Below are 17051 nucleotides of genomic sequence, written 5' to 3' on the forward strand. Positions count from 1 at the left end.
AAGAAATACCCACCTATTTTTTATCTTAGAATAAACAAAAAATAAAGGTGGGGTATTGATAAAATGATATTAGGATTATCTCGACTTAATTAGTCTTTTAATTTATCCAACATCGCGGTCACCATTAAGCTCGATTGTTCTGCAGCAACAGATAAAAACTCATCAAAGCTTAAATGCGATTCTTTATCAGCCACATCAGAAATAGCACGAACCACAACAAATGGTGTGTTGAATTGATGGCAAACATGACCAATTGCGGTGGATTCCATTTCTACGGCAGCAACATCTGGGAATGTACGACGAATACGCGCTAAAGGCTCTGCACCATTAATAAATGCATCACCACTACAAATTAAACCACGAACAGCATTTAATTTTAGCGATTCAATACACTCTTCTGCGATGCTAATAAGTCTAGGATCTGCAATAAAAGCAGGAGGGCATTGTGCCATTTGACCTGGTTCATAACCAAACGCAGTCACATCTGCATCGTGATAGCGAACTTCTGTTGAAACAACGATATCACCGACATTTAATCTCGAGTCTAAACCACCCGCAGAGCCAGTATTGATAACGACATCAGGGCGAAAATGCTCAAGCAATAAAGTTGTGCCAATCGCAGCCGCAACTTTACCAATACCTGATTTTAATAATGCAACATCAACACCGTTGATTGTGCCTGTATAAATTTCACAACCGCCACGCGATAAGATTTGGCAATCTTCAATTTTCTCACGCAGAAGTGTGACTTCTTGCTCCATTGCACCTATTACGCCAACTCTCATTGTGTCATACTCACTTGTAGGTTAATAATAAATAGAAATTTAAATAGAGTTTAACATCTATCGGAAAAACACGATATAACACAAAGAATAGAGAATTCGTTTCATCGAAACCAGAAAGAGGACAGAAATGATCGATTTTAAGCTGAAGTTAAATTATCAACGCAAATATAACAGCAGTGATATCGATATTAACGATGAAATACAGGTTTCTCGTCAATTTGAAAGTGATCGTGGCCGTATTATTAATTCAGCAGCCATTCGACGTTTACAACAAAAAACACAAGTCTTTCCTTTAGAGCAAAATTCCGCAGTACGCAGCCGTCTTACTCATTCTCTTGAAGTTCAGCAAATTGGCCGTTATATCGCTAAACAAATTATCAGTGAATTAAAAAAACAAAATAAGCTTGAAGTGTATGGCTTAATTGATCGCATCGATAGTCTTGAAAGTTTAATTGAGATGGCTTGCTTAATGCACGATATTGGTAATCCACCTTTTGGTCATTTTGGCGAAGCTGCGATTAAACATTGGTTTCAAAAAATATTATCACCAGAGGCGACAGCCGAATTCGATAGTTGCCCGTTTATCCCTATGCAGTATTCAGTTAAAGTGCAATTAAATGAATTGCGACAAACTTTACGCCAAGATTTATGTCAATTTGAAGGTAATGCTCAAGCTATTCGAATGGCGCATCATCTTCTTAAATTGAATTTAACCTATGCTCAAATTGGCTGTGTATTAAAATATACCCGTCCCGCTTATTGGCAAGGTGAAGTCCCTAAAGAATATAGCTATTTAATGAAGAAACCGGGGTATTACTGGTCTGAATTAGCATTCGTAAAAGAAGTACAAGAAAAACTAAATATGGGTGAGTTCTGTCGCTTTCCTCTCACATATATTATGGAAGCTGCTGACGACATTTCGTATTGCATTGCAGATTTAGATGATGCAGTAGAAAAGGGGATTTTTGATATCAACCGACTTGTTCAGCTTTTACGAGATGCGTGGCGTGAAAATGGTGATGTGACCGAAGGCGATTTATTCGATATTACTGTGAATCGTGCTTATAAAAAAGTTGATCAAAATGAAGCCAAACGTAGTATGCAAGATCAGTTTTTTATGTATTTACGAGTTTATATTACAGGGAAATTAGTCCCTTATACGGCACATCGATTTATAAAAAATCTTCCTCAAGTTTATGAAGGAAGTTTTAACCATGCATTATTGGAAGGGAATAGTGCTGAGCATCGTTTATTAACAACCTTAAAAAGTGTCGCTAAAAAATGGGTGTTTAGCCATCCTGAAGTTGAAGAGCTTGAAATGAAAGGATATCGCGTGATCAGTGGATTACTCGATATCTATAAGCCCTTGCTTTTATTATCAACTGAAGATTTTTTAAGATTGCATAAATATAACGAACATCCTAAATATGTCATTGAGACGCGGTTATATCATAAACTTTCTGTTAAACATAAACTGGCTTATAACGAAATGTTAGAAAAGCTAAATGATATAAATACTGAAAGAGGAAAAATTTTAGAGTTTTATTATCGTACCAGATTAATTCAAGATTATATCAGTGGAATGACTGATCATTATGCTTATGAAGAATATAGAAAATTAATGGTTTGTGATTAATTTGTAATCATTAAGAAAAATGCTATCTAATTGATTGGTGATAATTTTTAGACTTTTCTTAGAGATAATAAAGATTTATTAAAATAACAGAAAATAGATGTTATTAATTGTAAATATATTCAATATAAAAGTTATATATAATATTTGTTAGTTATAGAACAATATAAAATCCATAAAACGAGTGTCTTAGGTTGTTATCATTAAAAGTTTTCTCAATTTAACAAAAATATTGCTTATATCAGTTAAGTAAATAACTTGTTCGATGTTATACTCTTCCCATGTTTTCTTCTGAAATGCATAGTCATTCATGTAACGCTGAAAAACATACAGCGTATTCTAAAACGATGTCATTTCACTGTTAATCCGTCATTGATACTTAATTTAATACTATGGTGCAGTTTTATTCCCCTAAAAAACGCTCTGTGAAAAAACAGGCGACAACTCTGGAAGTGACCGCCAGTGCATTGGATGCAAATGGTCAAGGTATTGCTCATGCTGAGGGCAAAACGATTTTTGTAAAAGGATTACTCCCACAAGAAACTGCTCGTATTCGTTTAACAGAAGAAAAGCGCCAGTTTGCTAAAGGCGAGGTTATTAAGCGTTTAACTACCAGTGAACAGCGTATAACGCCTCATTGTGAATATTATGGGCGTTGTGGTGGTTGTCAGCAGCAACATGTGCCGATTGCGCTACAACGTACAACAAAAGCAAGTGTGTTATCACATCTTATTAAACGTGAAACGGGTGTGGTAATTTCAGCGGAGCCTGTTATTGCTGGGGCTGAATATGGTTATCGTCGTAGAGCAAGATTGGGTTTGCGTTATCAGCCTGAAAAGGGGTTGGTAATGGGATTTCGCCAAGAACGCTCTAATGATTTGGTCATGATAAAAAAATGCCCAGTATTAAAACCTCAGTTAAATGATTTATTGTCTCCTCTTTGGACATGTCTTAAACAATTAACATCAGTACGTGATTTAGGGCATGTTGAAATGGTGCTCGCTGATAATGGGCCGTTGGTGATTTTACGTCATTTATCACCATTGTCAGAGAGTGATAAACAGAGTTTGCGTGATTTCTCTCAAACTCATCAAGTTACGATGTATCTTGCAGGTGATAATAGCGAGATAGCACGATTAACTTCAATTGAGAAGGAACCCTTCTATCAAATAGAAGGTCTAAATTTACGTTTTGCACCTACTGATTTTATTCAAGTAAACGATGAAATAAATCCTAAGATGGTTGCTCAAGCTATTGAATGGCTTGATTTATCGCCAGAAGATCGCGTGTTAGATCTGTTTTGTGGTATGGGTAACTTCACTTTACCTATCGCAAAACATGTCAGTGAAGTAGTGGGTATCGAAGGTGTACCTGCGCTAGTTGAAATGGCGAAAAAGAATGCAGAACTAAACCAACTAGGTAATGCGCATTTTTGGCATGCAGATTTATCGGCTGATTTTTCTGCGATGTCGTGGTCGAAAGAAGGGTTTAACAAAGTGTTGTTAGATCCCGCGAGAGCAGGCGCTTTGGAGGTAATGTCACATATTGTGAAGTTATCCGCAGAAAAAATCGTGTATGTCTCCTGTAATCCGACCACGTTAGCCAGAGATAGTAAGATATTATTAGATTCTGGATATCAGCTAACCGGTTTAAAAATGTTGGATATGTTTCCACAAACGGGTCATCTGGAATCAATGGCGCTGTTTAGTCGAAAATAAACAGTTAGCCAGTAAATAAGTCGCAAATAAGATTTATACCGTGTAGGGAGAGAATATGGTTGCAGTAAGAAGTGCTCACTTAACACCTGCAGGAGAGTTTGCTGTTGATAAATGGGTCAATAGCTTGAACTTAACCCATGTCAATGCGGGTAGTGAAATCATGCAAACCTGGGAATACTGCCATCGTACTGTTCAAGGGCGTGAAGATGCCGAACTGTTATTGTGGCGTGGTGTTGAAATGGTTGAGCTTCTTTCGACACTAAGCATGGATAAAGACAGCATGAGGGCAGCGCTTCTTTTCCCACTTGCTGAAGAAAATCTTATTGATCAGGAAATTATTACTGAACACTTTGGTGATGCTATTTGGAGCTTAGTGCGTGGTGTTATGGAGATGGATGCCATACGCCAATTAAAAGCGACACACACTAATGAAACAAGTTCGGTTCAGGTAGATAACGTGCGCCGTATGCTGTTATCTATGGTGGAAGATTTCCGTTGTGTGGTCATTAAACTTTCAGAACGTATTGCCCATTTACGTGAAGTGAAAGATGCCACAGAAGATGAGCGCGTACTGGCTGCTAAAGAGTGTTTTAATATTTATGCACCATTAGCCAACCGATTGGGTATTGGTCAATTAAAATGGGAATTAGAAGATTTTTGTTTCCGTTATCTTCATCCTGATGAATACAAAAAAATAGCAAGCTTGCTTCATGAGCGCCGTATTGATCGCGAACAGTATATTGATAATTTTGTCAGTACAGTACGCGGTTATATGAAAGAAGAGAATGTCGATGTAGATATCTATGGACGTCCCAAACACATCTATAGTATTTGGCGCAAAATGAAGAAAAAGAATCTCGCATTCGATGAGTTATTTGATGTGAGAGCGGTGCGTATCGTCGTTGAACGTCTTCAAGACTGCTATGCGGCATTAGGGATTGTGCATACTCATTTCCGTCATTTACCTGATGAATTCGATGATTATGTCGCAAATCCAAAACCTAATGGCTATCAATCTATTCATACCGTTGTATTAGGGCCTGAAGGCAAAACAGTTGAGATTCAAATTCGTACTCGCCAAATGCATGAAGATGCCGAATTGGGTGTGGCTGCGCACTGGAAATATAAAGAAGGTGCAACTGGCGCAGCGACGAAAGGTGGTACAGGCAGCTATGAAAACCGTATCGCGTGGTTACGTAAACTGATTGCATGGCAAGAAGAGATGGCTGATTCTGGCGAAATGCTGGATGAAGTCCGTAGCCAAGTTTTTGATGATAGGGTTTACGTCTTTACACCAAAAGGTGATGTAGTTGATTTACCTGCGGGATCAACACCACTTGATTTTGCTTATCATATTCATAGTGATGTGGGACATCGCTGTATTGGGGCGAAAATTGGCGGGCGTATTGTACCGTTTAGCTATCAATTACAGATGGGCGATCAAATTGAAGTTATCACGCAAAAACACCCTAATCCAAGTCGTGATTGGTTAAATCCTAACTTAGGCTATGTCACCACAAGTCGTGGGCGTGCGAAAATTCACAATTGGTTCCGTAAGCAAGATCGCGATAAAAATATTCTTGCTGGACGCCAGATTTTAGATAACGAATTGGCGCATATGGATATCAACATGAAAGAAGCAGAAAAACTGCTGATTGCGCGTTATAACGTGCATAGTGTTGATGAAGTATTAGCTGGCATTGGTGTCGGTGATATCAGAATTAACCAGTTAGTGAACTTTATTCAAAGTAAATTAAATAAAGCCACTGCGGAAGATGAAGATAAAGAAGCTCTGCGGACACTTGAAAACAAAACGCCAGCACCTAGAGCCACAGGATCAGGTGGAAGCATTGTTGTCGAAGGTGTGGGTAACTTAATGCATCATATCGCACGTTGTTGCCAACCTATTCCGGGTGACAATATTGTCGGCTTTATTACTAAAGGTCGTGGTATTTCGATTCACCGAGCAGACTGTGAGCAACTTGCTGAACTGCTTTCTCATGCACCAGAACGTATTGTTGATGCGGTATGGGGAGAGAATTATTCTAGCGGTTATTCATTAGTCGTTCGCGTTGTTGCCAATGATCGTAGTGGATTATTACGTGATATCACCACTATTTTAGCGAATGAAAAAGTGAATGTACTAGGCGTCAGTAGCCGTAGTGATGTGAAGCAACAAATTGCGACAATCGACATGAATATTGAGATTTATAATCTCCAAGTATTAGGTCGTATTTTGGCAAAACTTAATCAGTTGCCTGATGTGATAGAGGCGAAACGCTTTTCTCACTAAAACATTAAAATGATAAGATGCCGAGACAACTGTTCTCGGCATTTTTTTATCTAAAAATGTGTTAAACAGGATAAAGCTCACTCTTATTTAAAAGGCAATATGATGTCAGAAAATCGTGAAATTTTTCGTTTATTAGAAATTATGGCGCAGCTACGTGATCCTAATACTGGATGCGAATGGGATAAAGTGCAGACTTTTGACACTATTGCACCTTATACATTAGAAGAAACGTATGAGGTGTTAGATGCTATTATTCGTAAAGATTTTACTGATTTAAAAGAAGAGTTAGGCGACTTACTTTATCAAGTTGTTTTTTATTCACGCATGGCGCAAGAGCAAAAGTTATTTGATTTTAATGATGTTTGTGACGCCATTAGTAATAAGCTAGAACGTCGTCATCCTCATATTTTTGCCTCTGAAAGCGAAAACAATTTATCAACAGAAAAACATCGCTGGGAAAGACTTAAAGCGCAAGAGCGTGAGGCAAAAGCACAATTTTCATTATTAGATGATATTCCCGCCACATTACCCGCTTTGATGAAAGCAGAAAAAATTCAGAAACGATGTGCTTCTGTTGGATTTGATTGGAATGAACTTGAACCTGTTTTAGGTAAAGTGTTTGAGGAAATTGATGAAGTGATGGCTGAAGTGAAAAAAGTGCCTCAAGATGCGTCTAAAATTGAAGATGAATTGGGTGATTTACTATTTTCAGTTGTAAATTTATCTCGGCATTTAAAACAAAAACCAGAACAAGCATTAAATCGAGCATGCCGTAAATTTGAACAACGCTTTCGCTTTGTTGAAAAAACACTCTCGGAAGATGGCATAGGCATAGAAAATGCTTCATTGGAAGAGATGGAGATCTGTTGGCAGAAAGCAAAGAAACAACAGATTGAGTGAATTGTGACACGCAAATTAGCGTCAGCGTGACATAAAATGCGATAAAAATGATCTATAACATCTCGTTTTTTCAGCCATTTTTATAAAAATTTTTAAAAAGCGAAATTATAAAAGGTAATTTCGTTTTTTTGTTTTTAAGTAATTTTAAATATTGTAATTACATTTTATTGCATTAAAAATGTGATTAACCTCAAAAAAATTAAAAGCATGATCATAAGCAAAAGATCTCGCTATAAACCTGCTACACTTAATGTCGTGAAAAAAATAAAGCATCTCTTTTCTAAAAGTGGTATCTTAGCTGAAAGGATTAAGCTAAAATGCTTGAGAAATATTTTCACGGGTTTAGTTTATTGAATTTTTACTGTTTTTTCGTGTTTAAACGGATAAGTGGCGTGATGAAAAAGAACTTTATACTACTAAGAATGTTTGTAGCGAAAATAAGGTTCGGGTATACTGTGTTCCCGTCCAGTTATATCCATCATCCTAATACACCTAAACTTTCAGGTTCAGCATGAAAACGAATTATATTTTTGTGACCGGCGGGGTCGTATCCTCTCTGGGTAAAGGCATTGCCGCAGCCTCTCTGGCGGCTATACTCGAAGCCCGTGGACTCAATGTCACCATGATGAAGTTGGATCCGTATATCAACGTCGATCCAGGTACTATGAGCCCAATTCAGCACGGGGAAGTCTTCGTCACTGACGATGGTGCTGAGACTGATCTCGACTTAGGACACTATGAGCGCTTCATTCGCACGAAAATGACTCGTCGTAATAACTTCACGACAGGTCGCGTATACTCTGAAGTATTACGCAAAGAGCGCCGTGGTGACTATCTTGGGGCTACAATTCAAGTTATTCCTCATATCACTAATGAAATCAAAGAACGTATCATCCGTGGCGGTGAAGGCCATGATGTTGTTTTAGTTGAAGTCGGCGGGACGGTTGGTGATATCGAATCTTTACCATTCTTAGAAGCGATTCGCCAAATGGCTGCAGAAGTGGGCCGTGAGCACACATTCTACCTGCATTTAACATTGGTGCCTTATTTAGCCGCTTCTGGTGAAGTGAAAACCAAGCCAACTCAGCATTCTGTAAAAGAATTACTGTCGATCGGTATTCAGCCTGATGCGTTGATTTGCCGTTCAGACCGCGTTATTCCTGCAAACGAACGTGCTAAAATTGCACTGTTCTGTAATGTGCCAGAGAAAGCGGTTATTTCATTAAAAGATGTCGATTCCATTTATAAAATCCCTGCACTATTGAAATCACAGGGATTAGATGATTATATCTGTAAACGATTCAGCTTAGATTGCCCAGTTGCAAATCTTGCAGAGTGGGAACAAGTTATTTACGAAGAAGCTAATCCTGAAGGCGAAGTCACCATTGGTATGGTTGGTAAATATGTTGAATTACCAGATGCCTATAAATCAGTGATTGAAGCATTAAAACATGGTGGTTTCAAAAGCCGTGTTACTGTAAATATCAAATTAATTGATTCACAAGACGTTGAAACTCGTGGCGTAGAAATGCTTAAAGGGTTAGACGCAATCTTAGTACCAGGTGGTTTTGGTGAACGTGGTGTTGAGGGCAAGATTATGGCTGCTCAATATGCGCGTGAAAATAAAATCCCTTACTTAGGCATTTGCTTAGGTATGCAGGTTGCTATGATTGAGTTTGCACGTAATGTCGTTGGTATGGAAGGCGCAAACTCCACTGAATTTGCACCAGATTGCAAATATCCAGTTATCGCATTAATTACTGAATGGCGCGATGAAAATGGCAACATTGAAGTGCGTTCAGATGAAAGTGATTTAGGTGGCACGATGCGCCTTGGTGCTCAGCCTTGCCATTTAAGTGGTGATAGCTTAGTTCGTACACTGTATGGCAAAAACACCATTACAGAGCGCCATCGTCACCGTTATGAAGTAAATAATCTACTATTAAAACGTATCGAAGATGCGGGTTTACGTATTGCAGGTCGTTCAGTAGATAACAAACTGGTGGAAATTATTGAAAATCCAAACCATCCTTGGTTTGTTGCTTGTCAGTTCCACCCAGAGTTTACCTCAACGCCGCGTGACGGCCATCCGTTATTTGCAGGCTTTGTGAAAGCAGCCTTTGATAACCAAAAAGGCCTGCTGAAATAGGATATATGAGAAGAGATAGGGTATCTCTTCTCGGAAATTTAACTTGTACAGAGGAAAACCGAATGTCCAAAATCGTTAAAGTACTTGGTCGTGAAATTATTGATTCTCGTGGCAACCCAACAGTTGAAGCAGAAGTTCACTTAGAAGGTGGTTTTGTTGGTATGGCGGCTGCTCCATCAGGCGCATCAACAGGTTCTCGCGAAGCTTTAGAATTACGTGATGGTGATAAATCACGTTTCTTAGGTAAAGGTGTTCTGAAAGCAGTTTCAGCTGTTAATGGTCCAATCGCTAAAGCGATCCTTGGCCAGGATGCAAAAGACCAAGCTAACATCGATAAAATCATGATCGATTTAGACGGTACTGAAAACAAATCAAACTTTGGTGCAAACGCAATCCTAGCGGTTTCTTTAGCAAACGCAAAAGCAGCAGCTGCTGCGAAAGGTATGCCTTTGTATGAGCACATTTCTGATCTGAACGGTACTCACGGTCAATATTCTATGCCTCTGCCAATGATGAACATCATCAATGGTGGTGAGCACGCAGATAACAACGTTGATATCCAAGAGTTCATGATCCAACCAGTTGGCGCGCCTTCTCTGAAAGAAGCTGTGCGTATGGGTTCAGAAATCTTCCATCACTTAGCAAAAGTGCTGAAAGCAAAAGGTATGAACACTGCAGTTGGTGACGAAGGTGGTTATGCACCAAACTTAGAATCTAACGCTGCTGCATTAGCTGCTATCAAAGAAGCAGTTGAGAAAGCAGGTTACGTTTTAGGTAAAGACGTTACTCTGGCTATGGACTGTGCAGCTTCTGAGTTCTACAACAATGAAACGGGTAACTACGAACTGAAAGGCGAAGGCAAAACCTTCACTTCACAAGAGTTCACTCATTACTTAGAAGAACTGACTAAACAATACCCAATCGTTTCTATCGAAGATGGTTTAAACGAATCTGACTGGGATGGTTTCGCATACCAAACTAAAGTTCTTGGTGACAAAATCCAACTGGTTGGTGACGACCTGTTTGTAACTAACACTAAGATCCTGAAAGAAGGTATCGACAAAGGCATCGCTAACTCAATTCTGATCAAATTTAACCAAATCGGTTCACTGACAGAAACTTTAGCAGCAATCAAAATGGCGAAAGATGCAGGCTACACAGCTGTAATCTCTCACCGTTCTGGTGAAACTGAAGATGCAACTATCGCTGACTTAGCAGTTGGTACAGCAGCAGGCCAAATCAAAACAGGTTCTATGAGCCGTTCTGACCGTGTTGCTAAATACAACCAACTGATCCGTATCGAAGAAGCTTTAGGTAACAAAGCACCTTTCAACGGTCTGAAAGAAGTTAAAGGCCAAGCATAATCTTGCACCTTTGATTAAAAAATCTTATTAATTTGAAAGGGGAGAACCTTAAGTTCTCCTCTTTTTTTTAATTTTTTTCAGAAAAAACAGAATATTTATTCTTAACATCTTTGAAAAAGTGTGATGTGTAAGAGGAAATAGTGTTCAATTATTACTCTTTTATTAATAAATTGGTTAATTCTCGTGGATGAGATCCCAATTATTAGTTTTGCGCATTTTCAATGGCGAGAAATGTTTTTATATTTCACATATAACCTATTTCGTTAACAATTATGGCTTAGTGAACCTAATGTTCATATCAGCTAATGTGGAGTATTATCATGGACGCGTCCAATTTAGCCCCATCGGCGAAGTCGAGCCCGATAAACAAACGAGGGTTAATCATTCTAGCTATTGATGTGGTGTTATTACTGCTTCTGCTAGAATTTTTACCTTATGATCCAAAGGCCAATGCAGGTTTAGCATTAATGGTGTTTGTGGGTGTGTTATGGCTGACAGAAGCCATTCACGTTACGATAACAGCATTATTTATACCTATTTTAGCCGTTGTACTTGGGCTAATGAATACCAATGAGTCATTAAAGTCATTTGCGAATCCCATCATTTTCTTATTCTTCGGTGGCTTTGCATTAGCGACAGCGCTTCATATTCAAGGGCTAGATCGCTTAATTGCTAACCGCTTGTTGATGATTGCAAAAGGTAAACTTTCAATTGCTGTATTGCTGTTATTTGGTGTTACCGCATTACTCTCAATGTGGATCAGTAACACAGCAACAGCGGCAATGATGTTACCTTTAGTGTTAGGTATTTTATCTAACTTAGATATTCGTTCAGAGCGCAATACTTTTGTATTCGTATTATTAGGTGTTGCTTATAGTGCAAGTATCGGTGGTTTAGGTACGCTGGTTGGTAGCCCACCAAATGCGATTGCAGCGGCTCAGTTGAACTTAGATTTCATCACGTGGATGAAGTACGGTATTCCAATCATGGTGGTGTTATTGCCTATCATGTTTATTGTGATGTATCTGATGCTACGCCCTAACTTAAAACATAAATTTGACCTGAAATTAGAAGTGTTAGAGTGGAATAACAAACGTGTTATCACCATGATTATCTTCTTAGTTACCGTAGTATGTTGGATCTTCAGTTCTTTCATCAGCAGTGCTTTTGGTGGTGTAAAAGATTTAGATACTGTCATTGCAGTCAGTGCAGCGATTGTTATCGGTGTAACAGGTGTAGCAAGTTGGAGCCAAATCCAAGAAAACACAGAGTGGGGCGTATTAATGCTGTTCGGTGGTGGTTTAACACTGAGCGCTATTTTACAGTCTTCTGGTGCAAGCCTTGTAATGGCAGATTTCATGAAAGAAACCTTCGGTGCAAGCCACTGGTTCGTGATTATCCTTGCAGTAACAACCTTCATCATCGTATTAACTGAATTTACCAGTAATACAGCGAGTGCGGCGTTATTAGTACCAATCTTTGCAACAGTTGCACAAGCATTAGGTATGCCAGTAATGGCGTTAACTATGATTATCGGTATCGGTGCATCTTGTGCGTTCATGTTACCTGTTGCTACCCCACCAAATGCGATTGTCTTTGGCTCTGGTTATATTAAACAGACAGAGATGGTACGTGTCGGTGGTGTACTGAACTTAGTGTGTATCTTAGTTATCTCTCTGTTTGCTTGGTTCTTCTGGCTATAAGTCACTACGCTAAATTAATCAAATAGAGATAAAAACGAAGCGCTTGATAGTTAAATATCAGGCGCTTTTTTATTGCCTATCATTTGGAGTAATAGATGGCGTCGTAATCATACGAACTCAAATAGAGGGAAAGGAATAAAGGGAAGAATGAAAAGATGCGTTTTTCTTGGGAGGGATCACCCATAGAGAAGAAAGAAAAAAGCCATCTCTATTTATCACCTCTAAGGTATTAAATATATTGATGGCTTTAAAGAAACTAAAGTTCAGAAGACTATTTTACATACAGTGTTAATTGAGTACCCGGTTTTAACATTTTAATATCAGCGTTCCAGCTCATTAACTGCTTTAGGTTAATGCCGTGGCGGCGGGCAATACTGTAATAAGAATCACCTTGGCGCACTTTATAATAGCTTGGTGAAGGTTTTGTTGGTTTCGTTGTTGTAGTGCTACTGACACTACCTGCATTATGAATTTTTAATGTCTGACCAACCAGCAAAGTGCTCTTTGCATTTAACCCATTAATACGCTGTAAGTCTTTTATACTCATATTATAGCGACGAGCAATAGCGTAAAACGAATCCCCTGAACGAACCTTATAAACGCCTTCTTGCTTAATAGATTGATTCGTTTTGGCAACAGCCAAGCGAATAGTTTCTAATACAGCTTCATCTTCAAAAGCGTTACGGAATTGGTCAAGCTTATTGCGAGGCAACATAATGACATGAGGGCCATTCGGTGCAGTTATTCCACGTTTATAGCCGGGATTATAGTCTTTCACGGTATTAATAGGTAACTGACTTAATTCAGCGACTTTATTTAACGTGATTTGCTCACCGACATCAAATGAAGCTAATGCTTTATCGCGATAGTTGCTTTTGGGAAAGGTAATGTTTTCTTCGTTTTCACGAATAACCTTACTTAAAGCGAGAATTTTCGGTACGTAATTCATCGTTTCTTTAGGTAAAGAAAGCGACCAATAATCTGTTGGTAAGTTTTGACTCTCATTTGCCTTTATTGCTTGCATAACACGGCCTTCACCAGCGTTATAAGCAGCAAGGGCAAGTGCCCAATCGCTATCAAACATTACATACAAGCGCTCTAGCAAATCAAGTGCCGCTTTAGTTGATGCCATAACATCACGACGACCGTCATACCATTGGTTTTGTGCCAAACCATAGTAATTACCAGTTATTGGCACAAATTGCCATAAACCCGCTGCATTGGCAGAAGAGGTAACATGGGGATTAAACGCACTTTCAACGACAGGAACAAGTGCAAGTTCCATCGGTAATTCACGTTTTTCAATTTCATCAATAATCGAATACATATAAGGCTCAGCGCGAGCAGCAACGCTCTGTATATGTTTGGGATTATTTAAAAAATATAATTCTTGCTGCGAGATCCTTTCATTTTCAGGGAGGTCCATTTTCAATTCACTTACCACATAACCCCATAAATTGGTTTTTACATCATATTGAGGTTGGTGAGAAGTTGAAGTCCCTTTCGTTGATATTGGTGTGATCGCAGACAAATTAGGTTTAATGTTCTCCGATTGCTGGCAACCTGCCAGTAGCAATATGGAGAACAAAATCGCTTTTGTCTTCATAATAGAAAAATTCATCCTGTGTGTTTTTTGAACCAAATGATACTTAGTGTGCCAAAATAAAACAACCAATAGGAATTAAAAGTTGTCTTTTAATTCTCTTAATTTTGTAAATGTCTTAATTGGAGCATAAGTATTAGTGGTTATACCTAAAATCCTTTGCAAATCAATATCGTCAGATTTCAAAAAAAGATTAATGTTCTTTTCGTTTTTCAGTGTTATTGGCACAGTAGGTTGTAAATTTTTACGCATTTCACTAACTTGGGCTAAATAATCGGTAATAAGTGCATTTTCTGGCATGATGTGGTGTGCAAAGGTCATATTTGATAGGGTGTATTCATGAGCACAACAAATTAATGTGTTATCAGGTAAAGCACTCAATCTTTGTAATGAACTGAACATTTGTTGTGCGGTGCCTTCGAATAAACGACCACAACCACCAGAAAAAAGTGTATCTCCACAAAATAAATAGGGCTCACAATAATAAGCAACATGACCCAATGTATGGCCTGGTGTGCCAATCACATTAAAAGTAAAAGAGCCAACAATAATGCGCTCTTGATTATGAATAATATTTTCAGCCCCTTTACTTTGTGTTTCTTGTGGGCCAAAAACGTCGATGTTAGGATATTTTTTTACAAGTTCAGCAACACCACCAACATGATCATCATGATGATGGGTTAATAAAATCGCGATAGGTGTTAGTGAGCGTTGTGAGAGCATTTCAATAACAGGTTTGGCTTGTGAAGGATCCACAATCACACATTCACTATTTTCATTACTTAATAGCCAAATGTAGTTATCGGATAAAGCAGGAATTCTGATAAGCTCCATATAAGTTACCTTACTTATAAAATATAAAGGGTTAAACGATGAAAGCAGCGCGTTCAGTAAAACCAATTACAATGCCGGATTCTTGGCGTGATATTCCTTGGGGGGAATATTATCGCATGGCGATTGAACTGCGTTTACAAAACTGGTGGCCGAAAATGTATGGCTTTCATTTGCTGAAACTCGGTCAACTCAGTGCCGAACTGGATACCAAATTAAGTATCGTTTCACATCAAGTCAATGTGACATCGAATGCAATAAATGCGGATGTTATCGCGTCTTTAGATTATCTACCCTTTGAAAATAAATCGGTTGATGTTTGCCTTATGGCTCATGTACTTGATTATAGTGCAGATCCCCATTGGCTATTAAGAGAAGCTGATCGTGTTTTAATTGATGATGGCTGGATAGTATTAACGAGCTTCAACCCGATTAGTTTATTAGGACTGGGTAAATGCACGCCTCTTTTGCGACAAAAACAGCCTTATTCAAGTCGTATGTTTTCACTTCGTCGCCAAATTGATTGGCTTAGTGTGCTAAATTACGAAGTGATGACACAACAGAATTTCCAGATTATGCCATTTTCAAGACCAATAAAACGTGATGGTAGCCGCTATCACACTGGTGGCTGTTTAAATTTAATTATCGCTCGCAAAAGAACGCTTCCTTTAACACCCACCGCGTTGAAATTTGCATTGCCTCGCATGAGTGTAAAAGGTCGAGTTTTAGGGGCTACACGCAATCACTCAGAGCCATAGCACATTATTCGTTAGCTGTTTTATCTTTCTGACTTTCAATATAGCCAGTGTCTTCTTGTGTCGGTGATTGAGCCGCTGTTTTTGCTAATTCATCACAACGTTCATTTTCATCATGACCAGCATGGCCTTTTACCCAATGCCATTCAATTTCATGACGAGTAATAGCACTATCTAAGCGTTTCCATAAATCGACATTAAGCACAGGGCTTTTGTCTGCTTTACGCCACTGGCGCTTTTTCCAGCTATGGATCCACTGCGTAATACCCTGTCTGACATATTGGCTATCTGTTGTCAGTGTAATTTTACAAGGGAATTTTAATGTTTCTAATGCTACGATAGCGGCAAGAAGTTCCATTCGGTTATTGGTGGTCATAAAAAAACCTTCACTTAGGGTTTTTTCATGTTGTTGATAGCGTAAAATAGCGCCATAACCACCGGGGCCTGGGTTGCCTAAGCATGAACCATCGGTGAATATTTCTACCTGCTTGTGCATAAAGGCGACTTATCCTTTTTGATTAATACGAAAAACTAACCTTAAGTCTGACATAAAAACGGATTATGAGCACTCCAATCACACGACAAATTGTACTTGATACCGAAACCACCGGTATGAATAAGCTGGGCGTTCATTATGAAGGTCATAATATCATTGAAATTGGTGCCGTAGAGGTTATCAATCGTCGATTAACAGGGCGAAATTTCCATGTTTATATTAAGCCTGAAAGATTAGTTGATCCCGAAGCGTTTGAAGTTCACGGCATCAGTGATGAGTTTTTAGAGGATTGTCCTTCTTTTGCCGATATTGCTGACGAGTTTTTAGAATATATTCGTGGCGCAGAGCTGATCATTCATAACGCATCGTTCGATATCGGCTTTATGGACTATGAGTTTAGAAAGCTTAATCGTGATATTCCGCCTACTGAAACGTTCTGCCAAATTACCGATAGCCTTGCAATGGCGAGGGCATTATTCCCTGGTAAACGAAATAACCTTGATGCCTTATGTGATAGATACTTAATAGATAACTCTAAACGTACTCTTCACGGCGCGTTATTGGATGCTGAAATACTTTCTGATGTTTACTTGGCGATGACCGGTGGACAAACAGCACTAGCATTTTCAATGGATGGTGAATCAAGTAACGAACAAGAGCAAAATGATATTCAGCGTATTGAACGCCCCGTTTCAGGATTAAGAGTAATAAGAGCAACCGCAGAAGAACTTGCCGAACATGAGTCTCGATTAGACCTAGTTGAGAAGAAAGGCGGACATTGTTTATGGCGTCCGGCATCAAATGATGAGGCAGTCTGAATA

Annotated in this window: 13 protein-coding genes; 9 read left to right on the plus strand and 4 right to left on the minus strand. The window is 38.8% G+C overall.

Annotated elements, in window-relative coordinates:
• Positions 1-89: 89 nt before the first annotated feature.
• A complete protein-coding gene (gene mtnN / locus D7029_RS04205; protein ID WP_194951936.1) occupies positions 90-785 on the minus strand; it encodes a 5'-methylthioadenosine/S-adenosylhomocysteine nucleosidase in 696 nt (231 codons plus the stop codon).
• Between the two features lie 127 nt (positions 786-912).
• Between mtnN and dgt the strand changes: the two genes are divergently transcribed.
• The 7 genes from dgt (at position 913) to D7029_RS04240 (ending at position 12545) form a co-directional block, all read left to right on the plus strand.
• Entirely contained in the window at positions 913-2421 is a 1509-nt protein-coding gene (dgt, locus tag D7029_RS04210) for a dGTPase (protein WP_194951937.1), read from the plus strand.
• A 389-nt stretch (positions 2422-2810) separates the two neighbouring features.
• Positions 2811-4136: a 23S rRNA (uracil(1939)-C(5))-methyltransferase RlmD gene (gene rlmD / locus D7029_RS04215; protein ID WP_194951938.1), complete on the plus strand. Its 1326-nt coding sequence runs from the start codon at positions 2811-2813 to the stop codon at positions 4134-4136.
• A 55-nt stretch (positions 4137-4191) separates the two neighbouring features.
• A complete protein-coding gene (gene relA / locus D7029_RS04220) occupies positions 4192-6429 on the plus strand; it encodes a GTP diphosphokinase (RefSeq protein ID WP_088493589.1) in 2238 nt (745 codons plus the stop codon).
• Positions 6430-6531: 102 nt separating this feature from the next.
• A complete protein-coding gene (gene mazG, locus D7029_RS04225) occupies positions 6532-7329 on the plus strand; it encodes a nucleoside triphosphate pyrophosphohydrolase (protein WP_194952580.1) in 798 nt (265 codons plus the stop codon).
• A 511-nt stretch (positions 7330-7840) separates the two neighbouring features.
• A complete protein-coding gene (gene pyrG / locus D7029_RS04230; RefSeq protein ID WP_075673391.1) occupies positions 7841-9478 on the plus strand; it encodes a glutamine hydrolyzing CTP synthase in 1638 nt (545 codons plus the stop codon).
• A 62-nt stretch (positions 9479-9540) separates the two neighbouring features.
• Positions 9541-10842, plus strand: coding sequence for a phosphopyruvate hydratase (eno, locus tag D7029_RS04235; RefSeq protein ID WP_072070732.1), 1302 nt, complete (start codon positions 9541-9543; stop codon positions 10840-10842).
• 320 nt (positions 10843-11162) lie between these two features.
• The gene (locus D7029_RS04240; protein ID WP_088493586.1) at positions 11163-12545 is read left to right on the plus strand and encodes an SLC13 family permease; all 1383 of its coding nucleotides are present in this window, start codon (positions 11163-11165) and stop codon (positions 12543-12545) included.
• 271 nt (positions 12546-12816) lie between these two features.
• Here the strand turns inward: D7029_RS04240 and mltD are convergent, their stop codons facing one another.
• Both mltD and gloB read right to left on the minus strand, forming a co-directional pair.
• Positions 12817-14151, minus strand: a complete 1335-nt coding sequence (gene mltD / locus D7029_RS04245) for a murein transglycosylase D (protein ID WP_088493585.1) — start codon at positions 14149-14151, stop codon at positions 12817-12819.
• Positions 14152-14226: 75 nt separating this feature from the next.
• The gene (gene gloB, locus D7029_RS04250) at positions 14227-14982 is read right to left on the minus strand and encodes a hydroxyacylglutathione hydrolase (protein ID WP_194951939.1); all 756 of its coding nucleotides are present in this window, start codon (positions 14980-14982) and stop codon (positions 14227-14229) included.
• A gap of 38 nt (positions 14983-15020) precedes the next feature.
• On the opposite strand from gloB, the gene D7029_RS04255 reads away from it, so the two are divergent.
• A complete protein-coding gene (locus tag D7029_RS04255; RefSeq protein WP_075673395.1) occupies positions 15021-15737 on the plus strand; it encodes a methyltransferase domain-containing protein in 717 nt (238 codons plus the stop codon).
• A gap of 4 nt (positions 15738-15741) precedes the next feature.
• On the opposite strand, the gene rnhA is transcribed toward D7029_RS04255, so the two are convergent.
• The gene (gene rnhA, locus D7029_RS04260; protein ID WP_075673396.1) at positions 15742-16230 is read right to left on the minus strand and encodes a ribonuclease HI; all 489 of its coding nucleotides are present in this window, start codon (positions 16228-16230) and stop codon (positions 15742-15744) included.
• 65 nt (positions 16231-16295) lie between these two features.
• Between rnhA and dnaQ the strand changes: the two genes are divergently transcribed.
• Positions 16296-17048 (plus strand): DNA polymerase III subunit epsilon, encoded by a 753-nt coding sequence (gene dnaQ, locus D7029_RS04265; protein ID WP_088493582.1) that lies wholly within the window; start codon positions 16296-16298, stop codon positions 17046-17048.
• Positions 17049-17051: the final 3 nt, after the last annotated feature.

The sequence above is a fragment of the Proteus vulgaris genome (assembly GCF_016647575.1).
Taxonomy (GTDB): Bacteria; Pseudomonadota; Gammaproteobacteria; order Enterobacterales; family Enterobacteriaceae; genus Proteus; species Proteus mirabilis_B.